Genomic DNA, 17,570 nt, shown 5'->3' on the forward strand with positions numbered 1-17,570 from the left:
CAATGGTGCAATGCATACCAAGAATGGACTCATCAGTCCAGAAAATAATCTTTCCCCATTGGCAGAAGCGTCTCCCATCGGTTACGATAGGGAAATGCCTTCATTCAGGGCTGAAAAGAGGGACACAGGTGACCGAGTTGAAAAGAGTGGTTCGCGAAGACGAGCCTTGTGATCATGATCCGGAAGAGTTGCGGGCTGCAAAGCCCACGCGAGGCCGCCCGCGTTGTCTGGAAAAGAATGTGGCTATTCTGGATGCTGCCGTCGCCCTGTTCCTCGAGAACGGCTTCGATGGCACCAGCATGGACGAGGTAGCCCGCCACGCGGGTGTCTCCAAGCAGACCGTCTACAGCCACTTTTCAAGCAAGGAGCAGCTTTTCTCGGAAGCGATCCATTCCAAGATTGCCGAATACAGCCCGGCTCTGACCCTTTCGAAGCTTGATCAGCATACGATGGAAGGTGAGCTTTCAGCCGTTTGCCATTCTTATGCAGAACTGATGGTCAGCGAAGACGCGATTGCGGTGTACCGCGTCCTTGTCGCTGCCGCCAACAAGGGTTCGTCGCTTGCCGAGCTTTTCTGGAAATCGGGGCCTGAGGAAATGTGCCAGAACCTGATCGATTTCCTGCAGTCATGGGTCGACCGCGGCGAGCTGGTGATCGAGAATGTGGAAACAGCTGCCCTTAACCTGCTTGCCCTTCTGAAGGGGGATATTCACTACAAGCGCTCGATCGGCCTGATTGACAGCGTGGACGAGAAAGCCCTGCACAAGCATGTTGATGAAGTGCTGATGGGCTGGCTGATGGTCTATCGCCGCCGCAAGGCCTGAGGCTTGCGGCGGTTCAGCCTTTTATCCTGAAAAAGCGGAAGCTCAGTCTTCGCTGCCGTCGCGGCTCGTGAGGTTCTGGCCGACAACGGGCGACGGCGAATGCGAGGCATGGTCGGTGTCGCCGCGCAGGTCGCCCGGCAGGCTTTTGGCCTGCGCTTCGGTTTGCGGGCCGAGGCGCGTATCGAAGACGATCTCGTCACCCTTGCTGTCAAAAATGCCGCAACCGGCGAGCATGAACAGGGCAGGGGCAATCAGCAGATATTTCATGGAAAGTCCTCGTTAGGTTCTGGCGATGCATCGCCGGGCCGGACTTTGCCGCAAACTTCGGGGGCAATCAACCGCTTTCCGGTTTCACGCCTTTTCTTGACGGCGGCGCGCCACTCTGGTTCATTGCGCGCGGCAGATGGCCGGATGACCGCCGCCGCGCGAGCGGGGGAGGAAAGTCCGGGCTCCACGGAAACACGGTGCCGGCTAACGACCGGCGAGGGCGACCTCAGGGAAAGTGCCACAGAGAGCAGACCGCCCGGCGGCGGGGCTTCGGCTCCAGCAGGGCAAGGGTGAAAGGGTGCGGTAAGAGCGCACCGCGCCCCTGGTGACAGGGGCGGCATGGTAAACCCCACCGGGAGCAAGACCAATAGGGATGGTTGTCCCCTCGAGGGACAGGCGGGTTTCTGCGCCACCGTCCGGGTCGGTTGCTTGAGCGCGTCGGCAACGGCGCGCCTAGAGGAATGGTCATCGAAGCGCGCAAGCGCGGAACAGAACCCGGCTTACAGGCCATCTGCCACTATTTTCCCATCGATTCCCATTTGGCGCACGCATTTGTGGCGCCGTTCCCATGCTGTCCCATGAACGGGCCTTATTGGGCGCCTGAGAACATACCATAAACAAACACGCCAATCATGTCGAAAGCCGCAGATTTCTGCGGCTTTTTACGTTTCTGGTGCTTGGTGAAAAACCCATAAAAAAACGGCTAAAACCCATGGGGTTCCATTGACGCCCATGTCATCCCATGATATCCCATAAATACCCAAATGTGGGATTTGGGACTCGTGCGTCATCAGCCGTCTGCAGCGGCGACGTGCGATGGAGCTTCGGGGCACGGCGGGCAATGGCGTTTTTCCTGTCCACATTTACGAACAAGGTCGACAAGAAGGGGCGTGTGTCCGTTCCTGCGACCTTCCGTGCGGCCGTCGCCGGCGGTGCCTTCCCCGGCATCGTGCTTTATCGTCCCTTCAATCTCGCCTGCATCGAAGGGGCAGACATGGCGTTCCTCGAGCGCCTTTCCGACCAGTTCTATGATGAATTCGGCCCCTTCAATCCCGATCAGGCGGCGCTGACAGCCACCATCCTTGCCGGTGCCGTGCAACTCGCCTTCGACCCCGAAGGGCGCGTCATGCTGCCGGGTGAGTTCAAGGAGCATGCGGGCATCACCGACACTGCGACCTTTGTGGGTATCGGCCGCAAGTTCCAGATATGGGGGCCCGAGGCGTTCGAGGCCTATCAGGCTGATCAGTTCGTGAAGGCTGCCGAGGCCGCGCCCAAGCTGCGCCCTGCGAAGGGAGGCCAGCCATGACCACCTTCGGCCATATCCCTGTGATGCTGGATGAGGTTGTCGTCGCCGTTGCTCCTGAAGCTGGCGACGTGATTGTTGATGGCACCTTCGGCGCTGGCGGTTACAGCCGTGCGATCCTTGAAGCTGCCGATTGCCGCGTCTATGGCATCGACCGCGATCCTGATGCCGTGAAGCGTGCCGAGGCGTTCGGTGCGGGCTTCGGTGGCCGCTTCCGCATGCTTGAAGGTTGCTTTGGCGATATGGACGCGCTTGTCCGCGAGGCGGGTGAGGGCAGTGCTGACGCGGTTGTCCTCGATATCGGCGTTTCGTCCTTCCAGCTGGATGAGGCCGAACGTGGCTTTTCCTTCCGCGAGGACGGCCCCTTGGACATGCGCATGGCGAAGGCCGGCGAAAGTGCTGCCGATGTCGTCAATACATACGAGGCCGGCGAGCTGGCCGACATCATTTATCAATACGGCGAAGAGCGCATGTCGCGCCGCATCGCGGCTGCCATCGTCGCGGCTCGCGCCGAGAAGCCCTTCACCCGCACGGGCGAGCTTGCAAATCTTGTCGAGCGCGTCATCGGCCGCCCGCCCGTAAAGCCCGGCAAGAAAGCGACCCATCCGGCGACCCGGACCTTTCAGGCGCTGCGCATCCATGTGAATGACGAACTGGGCGAGCTGACCCGCGGCCTGGAAGGGGCAGAAAAGCTGCTGGCCGAAGGCGGTCGTCTTGTCGTTGTGACTTTCCATTCGCTCGAAGACCGTATCGTCAAGGAGTTTATGGCGGAGCGTTCGGGGCGGGTTCCCTCCGGCAGCCGGCATTTGCCGGGCGCCATCGAGAAGGGCCCCGCTCCGACCTTCCGGCTTGATCGGAAAAGCGCCGTGAAGCCGACCGATGCCGAATGTGCCCGCAATCCTCGTGCGCGTTCGGCCAAGCTGCGCGTTGCCGTGCGCACCGATGTCCCGGCGCTTGCCGGCGGGAGGCGCTGACCATGCGGCGCGCCTTCAACATCGTGGCCGCGGTCATCGCGCTCACCTCGGGGGCTGCGGTCCTGCAATTGAAGCTGACCGTGCAGGCCAAGCAGGATGAGTTGAACGTGCTCGCCCGCCAGATTCATGATGACCGCGACGCCCTGCGCGTGCTGGAGGCTGAATGGGCGTACCTGACCTCGCCCGCGTCGCTGCAGGAGCGCTCGGTGCGGTTTCTGGCGCTGATGCCGCCGTCCGCCGATCAGATCATCACCGATCCGCGCATCATCCCGTTCCGGCCGAAGGGCGAATTCGCCGAGGCCGATCCTGGTGTGATGCTGGAGCGCAAGCGGCTGCCGAAACGCCCGGCGGGCGACGGCCAGCCGCACGGCGAGGAAACGAGCGGGCTTGATGTGATCAGCGACACGGTCGCGGGAGGTGGGCGATGAACGCCGCTGCCTTCGCGATGGACCCGACCCGTTCGGGTTATGTGCCCTCGAAGCGCCGGGGTGATGAGCAGCCGGTGCGCAGCCAACTTGATATGGCGCGCGGGCGGCTTTTTGCCGTGATGATCCTGTTCCTGCTGGGCTTCATGGTGATGATCGGCCGCACGGTCGAGCTTGGCATGCGCGAAAATGCCCGGCCGCGCAGCTTTGCCGGGCAGATCGAGGTGCCGCCGGTGAAAGTGGGACGCGCCGATATCCGCGACCGCAACGGCGAGATCATGGCGACCAACCTGCGCACGTCGTCGCTCTTTGCCGATGCAACGCAGATCCGTGATGCCTCCGCTGCCTCGCACGACCTGGTGAAAATCCTGCCGCAGCTGTCGCTTGCCGACGTCGAAAGCAAGCTGGCGTCGGGCAAGAAATTCGTCTGGCTGCACCGCAAGTTGACGCCGCGCCAGAAGTGGCAGGTCAATGCGCTTGGCAATCCCGCCTTCCGTTTCGAGGAAGAGGAAGAGCGCGTGTATCCCCACGGGCGGCTTGCTTCCCACATCATGGGCTATGTGGATGTGGACGGGCGCGGCCTTGGCGGCGTCGAACATTTCTTTGAAGACCGACTTTCCGATCCGGACCGCCATAAAGATGCGCTGAAGCTTTCGATCGACATGCGGGTTCAGTATGCGCTTGCCGATGAACTGGAAACCGCACGCCGGGTGCACAGCGCCATCGGCGCGGCGGGCCTGGTGTTCGATGTGACAACCGGCGAAGTCGTCGCGCTTGTCTCCCTGCCGGACTATGACCCGAACGACATTCGTGGCGTTTCGGCGGACCAGCTTTTCAACCGCGTGACGCAGGGTGTGTATGAGCTTGGTTCCACCTTCAAGACCTTCACCTTTGCCTCTGCGCTCGATCAGGGCATTGTCTCGCTTGATGACGGCTATGATGCCACCAAGCCGCTCGTCGTCGGCCGTTTCCGCATCCGCGACGATCATCCGAAAAGCCGCTATCTGACGGTCCCGGAAATCTTTGCCTTCTCGTCCAACATCGGCACCGCGCAGATGGCGCTGGATGTGGGCACCGACGGGCAGCGCGATTTCCTTGAAAAGCTGGGCATGCTGCGCCCTTCGACCGTGGAGCTGACCGAGGTTGGTGCGCCGATGTATCCAGCCCCCCAGCAGTGGAAGAAGATTTCCACCATGACCATTTCCTATGGCCATGGCATCGCGGTCAGCCCGTTGCAGCTGGCTGTCGGCACCGCCGCAATTGTGAACGGCGGGCGGCTCATTCCTGCCACACTCGTCGCCGATTCTGACGGCTACCAGAACGCCACACGGGTGATCAGCGAGAAGACCAGCCACACGATGAACATGCTTCTGCGCATGGTCGTGAAGAAGGGCACGGCGGGCCGCGCTGACGCTGTGGGCTACCGGGTGGGAGGCAAGACGGGCACGGCAGAAAAGCCTGCCAACGGCCGCTACAACAGGAAGGCGCTGATCTCCTCCTTCATGGGGGTCTTCCCGATGGACGATCCTCGCTATGTGGTCTTCGCGCTCCTTGATGAGCCGAAGGGCACGAAGGAAACCTACGGCTTCGCCTCGGGTGGCTGGACCGCCGCACCGGTGGTCAGGAATGTGGTTCTGCGCACGGCGCCGCTTCTGGGGGTGGCGCCGGAAGGCGAAGACGAGGGCCTGTATCAGCAGGTCGCGATGAAGATTAACGACAAAAAAGGCCACTAGAAGGGCAGCAAGACGATGCGGTTGATGGAACTCCTGGGTGGAACAGGCAAAGCGGGCGACGCCGAAATCGGCGGCCTGACGGCAGACAGCCGCGCCGTGAAGCCGGGTGACCTGTTCGTGGCGCTGCCCGGCAGCAAGGCGGACGGCCGTCAGTTCATTCCTGACGCCATCGCCGCGGGGGCCGCGGCCGTCCTCACCACGCCCGGTACGCGCTTGCCTGAAGGCACCGCTGCCGTGCTTGTGGAAGACAATAATCCCCGCCGCCGTTACGCTGAAATGGCGGCGCGTTTTCATGGCACCCAGCCTGCCCATGTGGTGGCGGTGACCGGTACCAACGGCAAATCCTCGGTCGTCGATTTCACCCGCCAGTTCTGGGCGGCGGTCGGCGAAAAGGGCGCGAGCCTTGGCACGCTCGGTGTCCGCTCCGATGCGTTCGACCTGCCGGGCGGGCTCACCACGCCTGATCCCATGGCGTTGCACGGTGCGCTGGCGCGGCTGGCCCAAGCCGGGGTGACCCACGCGGCGCTTGAGGCATCAAGCCACGGGCTCGACCAGTACCGGCTGGATGGCGTTCGGATCGAGGCTGCGGCCTTCACCAACCTGTCGCGCGACCATCTGGACTATCACCAGACAGAACACGCTTATCTGTACGCCAAGGCCCGCCTGTTTGGTGAATTGCTGCGCCCCGGTCAGACGGCGGTGGTCAACCGCATCGATGCGGGCGGCCGCCTGATTGAGGATCTCAGTTGGGGTCGTGGCATCACCACGCTTGGCGTGGGCGAGGATGAAAAAGCCGCGATCCGCGTGCTGCGCAAGGCGGCAACGCCCACCGGCATCGACCTCACCTTCAGCTTCGAAGGTCGCAAATATGAAGTCTCGTTGCCGCTGATTGGCGGCTTCCAGGCCGACAATGTGCTGGTGGCGGCAGGGCTCGCGACTGCAAGCGGCATTCCGATGGAAGCGCTTGTGGCCGCCATGCCGGCGCTGAAAGGCGTGCCGGGGCGGATGGAACTTGCCGGCATGACGGGCAAGGGAGCAGCCATCTATGTGGACTATGCCCACACGCCCGACGGTCTTGAAACGGTACTGAAATCCGCGCGCGGCCACACCAAGGGCCGCCTGCATGTGCTGTTCGGTTGCGGCGGAGACCGCGACCGGGGGAAACGTCCGCTGATGGGGGAAATTGCCACCCGGCTTGCCGATGTGGTGATCGTCACGGACGACAATCCGCGCACCGAGGAGGCCGGGTCGATTCGCGCGGCAATCCTTGCGGCCGCGCCGGGCGCGCTCGAAATTGGCGAGCGGCGTCAGGCCATTGCCGGCGCTATTGACGGCCTCGAAACCGGCGACATTTTGATCGTCGCCGGCAAGGGGCACGAAGAAGGGCAGATCGTCGGGACGGAGACGCTGCCTTTTTCAGACATAAAGACCGTCCGTGAGCTGATCGGTTAAGGGGGAGCGCCACAATGGACATTTCCGAGCCATTATGGACGTCAAATGAATGCGAAATCGCCTGTGGGCGTCAGCGCCGCCGTCCGTGGTATGCGGATGGTGTGCAGACCGAGGCGTCGTCCGTCTTGCCGGGCGATCTTTATATCGCGCTTGAACTGGAAGGCCGGGACGACGAGGAAGAACTGGCCACCGCGTTCAGCAGGGGGGCGGTTGCCGCTATCGTGCCGACTTCAAGCCCGGCCAGCGATATTGTTGACGACCGCATGATGGCCGTGCCGGACATGGAAGCGACCATCGCGTCACTCGCCCGCTATGCGCGGCTGCGCGCCCCAATGCAGACCGTTGCGATAAGCGGTGCTCGGGGCAATCGCACACTAACGGCCGCGCTTGTTGCGACGCTCGGCTCCACCGGGCCGGTGCATAGCGCGCGGACAAGCGGCGAGGCTGATCTTGCTCGCACCATGATCCGGCTGGCACGCGGCACACGCTTCGGTATTTTCGACCTGGGCCTTGAAGAAGCAGCGTCGGTCCAGCCTGCAGCCCGCCTGATGGGCCCTGATATCGCAGTCCTCACCGGCATCGGTGCGGACATGGAAGACACGGCCGACGCCGAGACCCGGATTGCGGCGGCAGCATCGCTTGTCGAAGCACTGCCCGCCGACAGGGGTACCACCATCGTTGCTGCTGACATGCCGGGGGCTGACCGCCTGATCAGTGCGGCCCTTGCCACCGGGCGTCAAGTGATCACGGTTTCGGTCGATCCTGCTTCGGGCGCCGACATTGCGCCGAGCCGCATCAAGGAATGCTGGGACTGCACCTGCGTGACCGTCGATGTGCTCGGCACGCCGGTCACTTTCAAGGTTGCGGCGCCAGGTCGTATCTGGGCCATTTCCGGCCTGATTGCGCTGACCGTTGCCGTCCTCACGGGCGCGGACGTTGGGCAGGCGGCACTGGCGCTTGCTTCCGTTCAGCCCATCGAGGGCCGGGGTCGTCATATTCCGCTGTCGGCAGCGGGCGGCCATATGCTGATGATCGACCATAGCGCCGGGCTTGAAGCAGCTGAGCTGCGGGATGTTCTCAAAAGCCTGACGCGGGTGCCGATGAAACCGGGTGGCCGCCGCATCGCACTTCTGGCTGATCCTGACGGTTCGCCGGAATTAAGTCTCGTCGGTGCCATGGTTTCGGCCGATTTGTCGCGTCTCTTCGCCCTTGGTGATCGGGTCGCGGAAGCGGGGATGGAAGCCGAAACAGCGGTCGAGCGGGTAGTGCTGACCCAGCGTCTTGCCGAACGGGTGATCAGTGTCCTGCGGCCCGGCGATGTGTTGCTCGTTTGCGGCGGTGCTGGCATCGGGCTCGGTGCAGTCGTTGCCGAGCTTGTGGCGCGCTGCACGGTCGATGACGATCACCTGACCCTGAACCTGCGGCTTGCCGAATGATGCGGCGGTTACAGCCGCCCCTGACAGTCCTGCGTAGAGGAGTATCCGATGCTTTATAATCTGCTGGCCCCGCTTGCGAGCGATTACGGATTCCTCAACCTTTTTCGGTACCTGACGTTCCGGACGGGCGCGGCGGTGCTGACCGCTCTGTTCATCTGTTTCGTCATGGGGCCGTCGATCATTCGCTGGCTAAAATCGAAACAGAAAAAAGGCCAGCCGATCCGCACTGACGGGCCGGAAAGCCACATCATCACCAAGGCCGGCACGCCCACGATGGGCGGCTTCATGATCCTATTGGGCCTTGGCATCTCGACCTTCCTGTGGTCGGACCTTTCGAACCCCTATGTGTGGGCGGTGATCGTTGTCACCGTCGGCTTCGGCCTGATCGGCTTTGCCGACGACTATCTGAAAGTGACGAAGGTATCGCCCGATGGTGTGCCCGGCAGGCTGAAGCTGCTGGCCGAGGCGATCATTGCGGGCGCGGTCGCCTGGTGGGTCGGGGATCTTGGCGGCGGCACGCTTGCCGTCCCCTTCGTGAAGGAAACGGCCATTCCGCTTGGTTATTTCTACATCCCCTTTGCTATTTTCGTGATTGCGGGCGCAGGCAATGCCGTGAACCTGACCGACGGGCTCGACGGCCTTGCCACCGTGCCGGTGATCATCGCCGTCGGTGCCTTCGGCTTCATCGCCTATATGGTCGGGAACGCGGTTTACTCGCAGTATCTGGGCATCCTGCATGTGCCGGGCTCGGGCGAGCTGGCGATCTTCTGCGGCGCGCTCATCGGTGCCTGCCTCGGCTTCCTGTGGTTCAACGCACCACCCGCCATGGTTTTCATGGGGGACACCGGTTCGCTCGCCCTTGGCGGTGCGCTCGGCACGCTGGCCGTTATCACCAAGCATGAAGTGGCGCTGGTGATCATCGGTGGCCTTTTCGTGCTGGAAACCGTTTCTGTAATCGTGCAGGTCGCGTCCTTCAAGCTGACCGGCAAGCGCGTGTTCCGTATGGCGCCGCTGCATCACCATTATGAAAAGAAGGGCTGGGCGGAATCGACCATCGTCATCCGTTTCTGGATCATCGCCGTTGTGCTCGCGCTCATCGGCCTTGCAACCCTCAAGCTGAGGTAAGCGGATGATCGTTCCTGCGGGATATCAGGGAAAAAGGATTGCTGTCTTCGGGCTTGCGCGCACCGGCCTTGCCGCGATTGAGGCGTTGAAAGCAGCGGGCGCCACTGTGCTTGCCTGCGACGACAATGCTGAGCGCGCGAGAACGCTGCCCGAGTACACGGATTTGCAATCCGCAGCGTGGGACGGTATCGATGCCCTTGTCCTTGCCCCCGGCGTACCGCTGACGCACCCGAAACCCCATTGGGTGGTGGAAAAGGCGAGGGCGGCCGGTGTGCCGATCGTTGCGGACTTTGATCTTTTCGAAGCGGCCCGCCCTACGCTCGTGACCCACAAGCTGGTGGCGATCACCGGCACCAATGGCAAATCGACGACGACGGCGCTGATGACCCATGTGGCTGCCGCCTGCGGGGCACCCGCAGCCATGGGAGGCAATATCGGCACAGCCTTGATGGCGCTGAAGCCGCTCGGCGACGGCGGCGTCTATGTTGTCGAGGCATCAAGCTACCAGCTTGATCTTGCCCAAAACTTTGCAGCAGATGTGGCGATCCTGTTGAACATCACACCCGACCATCTGGACCGCCACGGCGGGATGGAAGGCTATGTGGCCGCCAAGAAGCGACTGTTCATGCTGCAAGGCCCGGATGGCCGTGCGGTTGTCGGTGTTGACGATGTCCCGTCCGCGCGCATCGCTGCCGAGCTTGGTAACCGTGCTGTGCAGGTGTCGGTCATGAAGCCGCTTGACCGCGGTGTTTATGTGGAAGATGGCCAGCTGATCGATGCCATGAAAGGCGTACCGGCTGCGGTCGGCTCGTTGGGCGATCTGCCACGCCTTCGCGGTTCGCACAACTGGCAGAATGCTGCTGCGACCTATGCGGCTGCCCGAATCCTCGGTTTCGACCGCGCGGCCATCTGGGTGGCGCTCAAATCCTTCCCCGGTCTTGCCCACCGGCAGGAACAGGTCGCCGTGATCGGTGGAGTGGCCTTTGTGAATGACAGCAAGGCGACGAATGTGGACGCCGCCGCCCGCGCGCTGGATGCTTTCCCGCGCATCCACTGGATTGCTGGCGGGCAGGCGAAGGAACATAGCCTCGCCGGGCTTGAAGCTGGCCTTGCCCATGTGCGGGCGGCCTATCTGATTGGTGACGCAGCAGACCTGTTCGCGCGCCTTCTGGAAGGCAAGGTCGCTGAGATCCACAAGGATGGCACGCTCGACCGTGCCATCGCCCATGCGGCATCGAAGGCCGCGTCGGGTGACGTTGTGCTGCTGTCGCCGGCCTGTGCCTCTTTCGACCAGTTCACCAGTTTCGAGCATCGGGGTGATGTGTTCCGCACCCTTGTGAAATCCATGCAGGGAGCCGCCGCATGATCGCCTTTTCGCGCAACGACAATAGTGTGATGTCGCGCTGGTGGTGGACGGTGGACCGCTGGATGCTCGGTCTTGTTGTCGTGCTCGTCATGACCGGTCTCTGGCTCACGCTGACGGCCTCGCCGGCGGTGGCTGAACGGCTGGGCCTTGATGCCCTGCATTTCGTGAAGCGCCAGACCATGTTCCTCGGCTTAGCGCTTGTCACCGTTTTCGGTGTGTCGATGATGTCCACCTCGCTTGTGCGGCGGGTTTGCGTGCTTGGTATGCCCGTGATGCTGCTGTTGATGGTCGCCACGCTCCTGATCGGGCCCGAGATCAAGGGTGCGACGCGTTGGCTGCAGATCGGCAGCTTCACCCTGCAGCCGAGTGAGTTTCTGAAACCCTTCTTCGTGGTGACGACGGCCTGGATCCTTTCCAGCCAGTTCGGCGGCGAGGATATCCCGTCAAAACGCATCGCAACCGTTCTTTACGGCCTCGTCGCCGGACTTCTGGTGCTGCAGCCGGACTTCGGCCAGACGGTGCTGATCAGCGCAGTCTGGATTTCGCAAATGGCAATTGCCGGCCTGCCGATCATGTGGGTGGCGCTGGCTGGCGTTTCGGGCCTCTTCGGTGTCGGCCTTGCCTATGCCTTGCTGCCGCACGTGGCCAGCCGGATCGACCGCTTCATCAACCCGGAAAGCGGCGACACCTATCAGGCAGACAAGGCGCTTGAAGCCTTCCAGTCGGGAGGGCTTCTGGGCAGGGGGCCTGGCGAAGGCGTTGTGAAACTGCACCTGCCGGACGCCCACACCGACTATATCTTCGCGGTCGTCGGCGAGGAATTTGGTGCCATCGCCTGCATCCTTCTTCTCTTGCTGTTCGCCGGGATTGTTGTGCGTGGTCTCGCCCATCTGCTTGATGAAGAGGACCCCTTCCGCATGCTGGCTGCCGCCGGGCTCATCATGCAGTTCGGCTTGCAGACGCTGATTAATGTGGGGGTGAATCTTGTGATCCTGCCGTCGAAGGGCATGACGCTGCCCTTCATCTCCTACGGTGGTTCCTCGATGTTGGCGCTTGCCATCGGGGTCGGTATGATCCTCGCACTCACCAAACGCAACCGCTTCATCCGGCCGGGGCTTGATCCCATCGGCTGGAAGGCGGCCGAATGAGCGCGTCTCGCCATATCCTCCTGGCCGCTGGTGGCACCGGCGGGCACATGGTGCCGGCCGAAGCGCTGGCCGCCGAGCTGACTGCGCGCGGGCATCGCGTTTCGCTCGTCACCGATGCACGCGGCGACGCCTTCAAGACGATCATGGCGGGGATCGACCGTTTCGTGCTGCAAGCAACCAGCCATATGCAGGGCGGTATCGTCGGCAAGCTGAAGGCGGGCATCAGCCTTGTTGGCAGCTTCTTCGCCGTGCGGCGCCATTTCCGTGCCGTGCGGCCCGATGTGATTGTCGGCTTCGGCGGATATCCTTCGATGCCGGCCGTGATGGCCGCGAAAAGCCTTGGCCTGCCCTATATCCTGCATGAACAGAATGCTGTGCTTGGCCGCGTGAACCGTTGGACCGCCAAAGGCGCGGCAATGGTGGCACTGACCACAGCCGCGACCGAACGTGTGCCGGCGGGCGCCAGAACGTCCGTCACCGGCAACCCGGTCCGCCCTGCCGTGCGCGAGGCTGCGAAAGCTGCCTATGAGGCACCTGCAGACGGTGGCCCGATCCGGCTATTCATCCTTGGTGGCAGCCAGGGCGCGCATATCCTGTCGAAGACTGTTCCGAGTGCCCTTGCCAAGCTTGATGACGCCACCCGGTCCCGCCTTCGGGTGCAGCATCAGGCCCGGCCCGCCGATGGCCTTCTGGTCACCGCCGTTTATGCAGCGGCGGGCATCGCGGCGACGGTTGAAGCCTACTTTGAAAATGTGCCCGAAATCCTTGCAGCCACGCATCTGGTGATCTCGCGGGCGGGGGCGTCCACGCTTGCGGAACTGACGGCCGTCGGGCGCCCTGCGATCCTTGTGCCGCTGGCGATTGCAGCGGACGATCACCAGCGTGCCAACGCTGCCCCGCTGGTGGCCGCAGGCGGCGCGTTCGCAGTTGCGGAAAAGGACTTCACGCCGGACCATCTCGTCGCTATGGTGCGCGACCTTTTGAAGGAACCCGCCCGGCTTTCCGCCATGGCGGCATCCATGAAATCCGCTGCACAAGGCGACGCCGGCAAGGCGCTCGCCGATCTTGTGCTGGCCCAACTCTCACCCCGTCAGGAGCAGTCCGCATGAAAGGCATCCCCTTCGATATCGGCGCAGTACATTTTGTCGGTATTGGCGGCATCGGCATGTCAGGGATTGCCGAGCTCATGCATAACCTCGGCCACCGGGTGCAGGGATCGGACCTTTCGGACAGCGCCAATGTGGAGCGCCTGCGCAAGCTCGGGATAGACGTCAAGATCGGCCATACGGCCGAGAATGTGACGGGCACCCGGGTGGTGGTGATCTCCTCCGCGGTGAAAGGCACGAACCCCGAAGTCGTTGAAGCCCGCCGCCTTGGCATCCCCGTGGTCCGCCGCGCTGAAATGCTGGCCGAACTGATGCGCCTCAAATGGTGTGTGTCGGTTGCCGGGACCCACGGCAAAACAACGACAACCTCGATGGTGGCAACGCTGCTTGAAAGCGCCGGCATCGATCCGACCGTGATCAACGGCGGCATCATCAACAGCTATGGCACGAACACCCGCCTCGGCGAGGGTGACTGGATGGTTGTGGAAGCGGACGAAAGCGATGGTACCTTCGTCAAGCTGCCCGCCACCATCGCCATCGTGACGAACATGGACCCCGAACATCTCGATTTCTACGGCGACGTCGAGAAGATGCGGGCGGCCTTCATCCAGTTTATCGAACGTGTACCCTTCTATGGCGCGGCGATCTTGTGTGTTGATCACCCGGGCGTTCAGGGTCTTATCCCCGAAGTGCTCGACCGCAAGATCGTCACTTATGGTTTCTCGCCGCAGGCCGAAGTGCAGGCCATGAACCTGCAGTCGTCGAGGGGCATCAGCACCTTCGATGTCGTCATTCATGGCCGGGGCGGGGCGGACGATACCGTGATCGAAGGGATCACCCTGCCGATGCCGGGTCGCCACAATGTGCAGAATGCGACGGCGGCGATTGCGGCCGGCCTGCAGATGGGTATCCCGCACGACAAGCTTCGCAAGGCGTTCGAGAATTTCTCGGGCGTGAAGCGCCGCTTCACCAAGGTGGGTGACGCCAAGGGCGTGACGGTGATTGACGATTACGGTCATCATCCGGTGGAAATCGCCGCCGTGCTGAAAGCCGCCCGCGAAAGCTTCGATAGCAAGGTCGTCGCCGTGGTGCAGCCGCACCGCTACACGCGCCTCAAATCTCTGTTCGAGGATTTCTGCACCTGTTTCAACGATGCCGACACGGTGATCGTCACCCCGGTCTATGAAGCCGGCGAAGCGCCGATTGAAGGGATTGACCGCGACGCGCTCGCCGAAGGGCTCATCTCTCACGGTCACCGGCAGGTGGACCGGGTGGACGGCGAGGACGATCTGGCCGCCGTCGTGGCGCGCTATGTGGACGAGGGCGACGTGGTGGTCTGCCTCGGGGCGGGGTCGATCAGCGCGTGGGCGAACCGCCTGCCGCCGCGGCTGCAAGCGGCGATCGAGGTGCGCTGATGGTGATACTGGCGCACAAGGCGGAATTCCTAGGCAAGCTGCCCCATATCCGGGGCCGGCTCGTCGAGGATGCGCCTTTGTCGCGCCTCAGCTGGTTTCGCACCGGCGGCACTGCGGACCTTTTGTTCGAACCCGCCGATGCTGACGACCTGATTGCTTTCCTGCGCGCGCTGCCCACGGGTGTGCCTGTCACCGTGATCGGGGTGGGCTCCAACCTTCTCGTTCGCGATGGCGGTGTGGAAGGTGTGGTGATCCGGCTCGGTCGGGGTTTTGCCGGTATCGAGACACGCGGCGATATCGTCAAGGCGGGCGCCGGCGCCATGGATGTGCATGTGGCCCGCAAGGCGCAGGAAGCGGGCCTCGCAGGGCTCGAGTTCCTCGTTGGCGTGCCCGGCACCATCGGCGGGGCGGTCCGCATGAATGCAGGCGCCTATGGCCGCGAGGTCAAGGATGTACTGCTGCATGCCCGCGCCGTTGACCGCCTTGGCCATGTGCATGAGCTGGATCTGGCTGACATGGGCTACAGCTACCGCCATGCTGACGTCGCAGATGACCTTATCTTCATCGATGCAACCTTCAAGGGTACCACCGACGACAAGGCAGCCATCGCCGCGCGGATGGATGAAATCACCAATGCCCGCGCCGACAGCCAGCCGATCGGCACCCGTACCGGCGGCTCCACCTTCAAGAACCCCGAAGGCGGCAAGCGTGCGTGGGAACTGATCGATGCCGCAGGCTGCCGGGGCTTCGCCATCGGCGACGCGATGGTTTCCGACAAGCATTGCAATTTCCTGATCAACAAGGGCAAGGCAACCGCTGCCGAAATCGAGGCCGTGGGTGAAACCGTCCGCGCCCGCGTCAAGGAAGCCTCGGGCATCGAGCTTGAATGGGAAATCAGGCGCATCGGGCGCGCAGCCGGGGGGGGCACGGCATGACCGCGATGATCCGCCCCCGCCGCGTGGTGAATGGTGTCTTCTTCGGGCTCGTGCTCGCAGCCCTTGCCTATGGCGGCATGCAGGGCTGGCAAAGCGGCTGGTTCGTGGACCGCAGCCGTGACGCCGGCTTCGTGCTGAACGACATTTCGGTCGAAGGCGCCATGCGCACTCGTCAGGGCGATGTGCTCGCCGCCCTTGATGTGGATACCGGCATGCCGATCCTCGCGATTGATCTGATCGCCATGAAGGAACGGCTGGAGACGCTGCCGTGGGTGAAAACGGCCGTTGTCAGTCGCGTATTCCCGGGCTCGCTGGTTGTGAAGGTTTCCGAGCGTCAGCCGTTTGCCCTGTGGCAAGCGGACGGCAAGGTGCATCTGATCGATGCCGAAGGGATCATCATCACGAGCCGTGGGCTTGCCGAATTCACCGATCTGCCGCTGATCGTCGGGGCCGGTGCCACTCGCGACCTGCCGAGCCTTGTGACGCTCCTTGATGACGCCCCCGAATTCAAGGGCAGGATCAAATCCGCCGTGCGCATCGGCGGGCGGCGTTGGGATCTGGTGTTCACCAACGGTATCCGCCTGAAGCTGCCTGAAGACATGGGGACCTACAGCGCCCGCATGGCCTGGGCCGATTTCCGCACGCTTGAAAAGCAGGATCAGCTTCTGGCCCGCGAAATTGATGTGATCGACATGCGCCTGCATGATCGCATGGTCCTGCGCGTGTCGCCCGCAGGCAAGGCCCAGATGGATGGCCGGGAGAGCGCGACATGAGCGCCCGGAACGAAGGCCTGATTGCCGCGCTTGATGTGGGTTCCGCCAAGGTTGCCTGCCTGATCGCCGAAATCGGCCCGTCGGGCCAGATCACCGTGAAGGGCGTGGGCAACCGCGCCTGCCACGGCGTATCGGCGGGGGCGGTGATCGACATGGCGGAAACCGAAAAGGCAATCCGCGCCAGCGTCGATCAGGCCGAACGCATGGCGGGCGCGACCATCGCCGATGTGGTTCTCTCCTTCTCGGGCGGTGATCCGCGCAGTGCGGTGATCGAAGCCGAAATCGAAATCGGCGGCCATGCAGTCGCCGAGGCCGATGTCATTCAGGTGGTGAACAAGGCGCGGTCGGATTTCGATCCGGGCGATGCCTCGATCCTGCATGCAGTGCCGGCGGCTTATTCGCTGGATGGCAATTATTCGCCCCATCCGCCGGTTGGCATGTATGGCAAGAAGCTGGGTGTGGCGCTCCATATCGTCACCTGTGACGACGGCCCGCTCAGGAACCTTGAGGCCTGCGTGCGTCGCGCCCACCTGAATGTGGCGGACGTCGTGCTCGCCCCTTACGCGGCGGGGCTGGCCACGCTTGTGGAAGACGAAGCCAAGATGGGCGCGGCCAGCATCGACATCGGCGGCGGCACGGCGGGCATCAGCGTTTTTGCGCAAGGTGCGCTTGTCCACAGCGAAGTGGTGCCCATCGGCGGCTCGCATGTGACGGAAGAAGTTGCCCGCGCGCTTCTGACCCCGTTCGAGCATGCCGAGCGGCTGAAAACCTTCAACGGCTCGGCGCTGCCAGACCAGATGGACAACAAAGTGGAGATCGAGGTGCCGCAGGTGGGCGAGACCGACCGCGAGACGAGCTTCGCACGCATGCCGCGTTCGGCGCTCAATCACGTCGTCCAGCGCGAGCTTGAAACCCTTTTTGCGACGGTCGGTGACCGGCTCGATGCATCCGGCTTCGGTGGCGTCAGCGGTCGGCGCGTGGTGCTGTCGGGCGGTGTGGCGCAAACCGAAGGGGTGCGTGAACTGGCGGCGGCTGTGCTGGGCCGGCAGGTGCGGATCGGGCGGCCGACCCTCGTGGGCGGGTTGCCGGCGGCGGCGCAATCGCCGTCCTTTGCGACGGCTGTGGGCATGCTGATCCACACCGCGCGCATGCAGCGGCATGGCCGGCAAAAGAGCAAAAACTGGCGCACGGCGGGCACCAAGCCGAAGGGCACGATCGCCAAACTTGTATACTGGATCAGAGAGAATTTCTGATCGGGGGAATCTGCCCCGGCCAGAACAAGAAAAAA

16 protein-coding genes and 1 other RNA gene are annotated in these 17,570 nt (G+C 63.1%); 16 read left to right on the top strand and 1 reads right to left on the bottom strand.

Features of this window, described 5'->3' with window-relative positions; genetic code table 11:
- Window positions 1-239: 239 nt before the first annotated feature.
- The gene (locus tag OU694_RS01985) at window positions 240-824 is read left to right on the top strand and encodes a TetR/AcrR family transcriptional regulator (protein ID WP_308909334.1); all 585 of its coding nucleotides are present in this window, start codon (window positions 240-242) and stop codon (window positions 822-824) included.
- A 42-nt stretch (window positions 825-866) separates the two neighbouring features.
- Here the strand turns inward: OU694_RS01985 and OU694_RS01990 are convergent, their stop codons facing one another.
- Window positions 867-1,091 carry a hypothetical protein gene (locus OU694_RS01990; protein ID WP_308909335.1) on the bottom strand — a complete coding sequence of 75 codons (225 nt, stop codon included), beginning with the start codon at window positions 1,089-1,091 and terminating at the stop codon, window positions 867-869.
- A 132-nt stretch (window positions 1,092-1,223) separates the two neighbouring features.
- On the opposite strand from OU694_RS01990, the gene rnpB reads away from it, so the two are divergent.
- The 15 genes from rnpB to ftsA all read left to right on the top strand — a co-directional run bounded on the left by rnpB (window position 1,224) and on the right by ftsA (window position 17,535).
- An RNA gene (gene rnpB, locus OU694_RS01995) (RNase P RNA component class A) lies at window positions 1,224-1,610 on the top strand.
- A gap of 322 nt (window positions 1,611-1,932) precedes the next feature.
- Window positions 1,933-2,397, top strand: a complete 465-nt coding sequence (locus OU694_RS02000; RefSeq protein WP_308909336.1) for a division/cell wall cluster transcriptional repressor MraZ — start codon at window positions 1,933-1,935, stop codon at window positions 2,395-2,397.
- On the top strand, window positions 2,394-3,368 hold the full coding sequence (gene rsmH, locus OU694_RS02005) for a 16S rRNA (cytosine(1402)-N(4))-methyltransferase RsmH (protein WP_308909337.1): 975 nt from the start codon (window positions 2,394-2,396) through the stop codon (window positions 3,366-3,368). Before OU694_RS02000 ends, rsmH begins: the two co-directional genes overlap by 4 nt.
- Before the next feature lie 2 nt (window positions 3,369-3,370).
- Window positions 3,371-3,796: a cell division protein FtsL gene (gene ftsL, locus OU694_RS02010; RefSeq protein ID WP_308909338.1), complete on the top strand. Its 426-nt coding sequence runs from the start codon at window positions 3,371-3,373 to the stop codon at window positions 3,794-3,796.
- Window positions 3,793-5,526: a peptidoglycan D,D-transpeptidase FtsI family protein gene (locus OU694_RS02015; RefSeq protein ID WP_308909339.1), complete on the top strand. Its 1,734-nt coding sequence runs from the start codon at window positions 3,793-3,795 to the stop codon at window positions 5,524-5,526. Before ftsL ends, OU694_RS02015 begins: the two co-directional genes overlap by 4 nt.
- Window positions 5,527-5,541: 15 nt before the next feature.
- Window positions 5,542-6,978 (top strand): UDP-N-acetylmuramoyl-L-alanyl-D-glutamate--2,6-diaminopimelate ligase, encoded by a 1,437-nt coding sequence (locus OU694_RS02020; protein ID WP_308909340.1) that lies wholly within the window; start codon window positions 5,542-5,544, stop codon window positions 6,976-6,978.
- A 14-nt stretch (window positions 6,979-6,992) separates the two neighbouring features.
- Window positions 6,993-8,414 carry a Mur ligase family protein gene (locus OU694_RS02025; RefSeq protein ID WP_308909341.1) on the top strand — a complete coding sequence of 474 codons (1,422 nt, stop codon included), beginning with the start codon at window positions 6,993-6,995 and terminating at the stop codon, window positions 8,412-8,414.
- A 48-nt stretch (window positions 8,415-8,462) separates the two neighbouring features.
- Window positions 8,463-9,539, top strand: a complete 1,077-nt coding sequence (mraY, locus tag OU694_RS02030; protein WP_308909342.1) for a phospho-N-acetylmuramoyl-pentapeptide-transferase — start codon at window positions 8,463-8,465, stop codon at window positions 9,537-9,539.
- 4 nt (window positions 9,540-9,543) lie between these two features.
- Window positions 9,544-10,905: a UDP-N-acetylmuramoyl-L-alanine--D-glutamate ligase gene (gene murD, locus OU694_RS02035; protein WP_308909343.1), complete on the top strand. Its 1,362-nt coding sequence runs from the start codon at window positions 9,544-9,546 to the stop codon at window positions 10,903-10,905.
- Window positions 10,902-12,053: a putative lipid II flippase FtsW gene (gene ftsW, locus OU694_RS02040; RefSeq protein ID WP_308909344.1), complete on the top strand. Its 1,152-nt coding sequence runs from the start codon at window positions 10,902-10,904 to the stop codon at window positions 12,051-12,053. The genes murD and ftsW overlap by 4 nt, the downstream gene beginning before the upstream one ends.
- On the top strand, window positions 12,050-13,162 hold the full coding sequence (murG, locus tag OU694_RS02045; protein ID WP_308909345.1) for an undecaprenyldiphospho-muramoylpentapeptide beta-N-acetylglucosaminyltransferase: 1,113 nt from the start codon (window positions 12,050-12,052) through the stop codon (window positions 13,160-13,162). The genes ftsW and murG overlap by 4 nt, the downstream gene beginning before the upstream one ends.
- Window positions 13,159-14,574 carry a UDP-N-acetylmuramate--L-alanine ligase gene (gene murC, locus OU694_RS02050; RefSeq protein WP_308909346.1) on the top strand — a complete coding sequence of 472 codons (1,416 nt, stop codon included), beginning with the start codon at window positions 13,159-13,161 and terminating at the stop codon, window positions 14,572-14,574. Before murG ends, murC begins: the two co-directional genes overlap by 4 nt.
- Window positions 14,574-15,509: a UDP-N-acetylmuramate dehydrogenase gene (gene murB, locus OU694_RS02055; RefSeq protein WP_373460235.1), complete on the top strand. Its 936-nt coding sequence runs from the start codon at window positions 14,574-14,576 to the stop codon at window positions 15,507-15,509. The genes murC and murB overlap by 1 nt, the downstream gene beginning before the upstream one ends.
- Entirely contained in the window at window positions 15,506-16,282 is a 777-nt protein-coding gene (locus OU694_RS02060) for a cell division protein FtsQ/DivIB (RefSeq protein WP_308909348.1), read from the top strand. Before murB ends, OU694_RS02060 begins: the two co-directional genes overlap by 4 nt.
- A complete protein-coding gene (gene ftsA / locus OU694_RS02065) occupies window positions 16,279-17,535 on the top strand; it encodes a cell division protein FtsA (protein WP_308909349.1) in 1,257 nt (418 codons plus the stop codon). Before OU694_RS02060 ends, ftsA begins: the two co-directional genes overlap by 4 nt.
- The last annotated feature ends 35 nt before the right edge of the window (window positions 17,536-17,570 follow it).

The sequence above is a fragment of the Pseudokordiimonas caeni genome (assembly GCF_026719705.1).
Classification (GTDB): domain Bacteria; phylum Pseudomonadota; class Alphaproteobacteria; order Sphingomonadales; family Kordiimonadaceae; genus Gimibacter; species Gimibacter caeni.

Bases quoted from the DNA above. Each gene is read 5' to 3' on its own strand.
- OU694_RS01990 (WP_308909335.1), bottom strand. From the start codon at position 1,091: ATGAAATATCTGCTGATTGCCCCTGCCCTGTTCATGCTCGCCGGTTGC.
- OU694_RS02000 (WP_308909336.1), top strand. From the start codon at position 1,933: ATGGCGTTTTTCCTGTCCACATTTACGAACAAGGTCGACAAGAAGGGG.
- rsmH (WP_308909337.1), top strand. From the start codon at position 2,394: ATGACCACCTTCGGCCATATCCCTGTGATGCTGGATGAGGTTGTCGTC.
- ftsL (WP_308909338.1), top strand. From the start codon at position 3,371: ATGCGGCGCGCCTTCAACATCGTGGCCGCGGTCATCGCGCTCACCTCG.
- OU694_RS02015 (WP_308909339.1), top strand. From the start codon at position 3,793: ATGAACGCCGCTGCCTTCGCGATGGACCCGACCCGTTCGGGTTATGTG.
- OU694_RS02020 (WP_308909340.1), top strand. From the start codon at position 5,542: ATGCGGTTGATGGAACTCCTGGGTGGAACAGGCAAAGCGGGCGACGCC.
- OU694_RS02025 (WP_308909341.1), top strand. From the start codon at position 6,993: ATGGACATTTCCGAGCCATTATGGACGTCAAATGAATGCGAAATCGCC.
- mraY (WP_308909342.1), top strand. From the start codon at position 8,463: ATGCTTTATAATCTGCTGGCCCCGCTTGCGAGCGATTACGGATTCCTC.
- murD (WP_308909343.1), top strand. From the start codon at position 9,544: ATGATCGTTCCTGCGGGATATCAGGGAAAAAGGATTGCTGTCTTCGGG.
- ftsW (WP_308909344.1), top strand. From the start codon at position 10,902: ATGATCGCCTTTTCGCGCAACGACAATAGTGTGATGTCGCGCTGGTGG.
- murG (WP_308909345.1), top strand. From the start codon at position 12,050: ATGAGCGCGTCTCGCCATATCCTCCTGGCCGCTGGTGGCACCGGCGGG.
- murC (WP_308909346.1), top strand. From the start codon at position 13,159: ATGAAAGGCATCCCCTTCGATATCGGCGCAGTACATTTTGTCGGTATT.
- murB (WP_373460235.1), top strand. From the start codon at position 14,574: ATGGTGATACTGGCGCACAAGGCGGAATTCCTAGGCAAGCTGCCCCAT.
- OU694_RS02060 (WP_308909348.1), top strand. From the start codon at position 15,506: ATGACCGCGATGATCCGCCCCCGCCGCGTGGTGAATGGTGTCTTCTTC.
- ftsA (WP_308909349.1), top strand. From the start codon at position 16,279: ATGAGCGCCCGGAACGAAGGCCTGATTGCCGCGCTTGATGTGGGTTCC.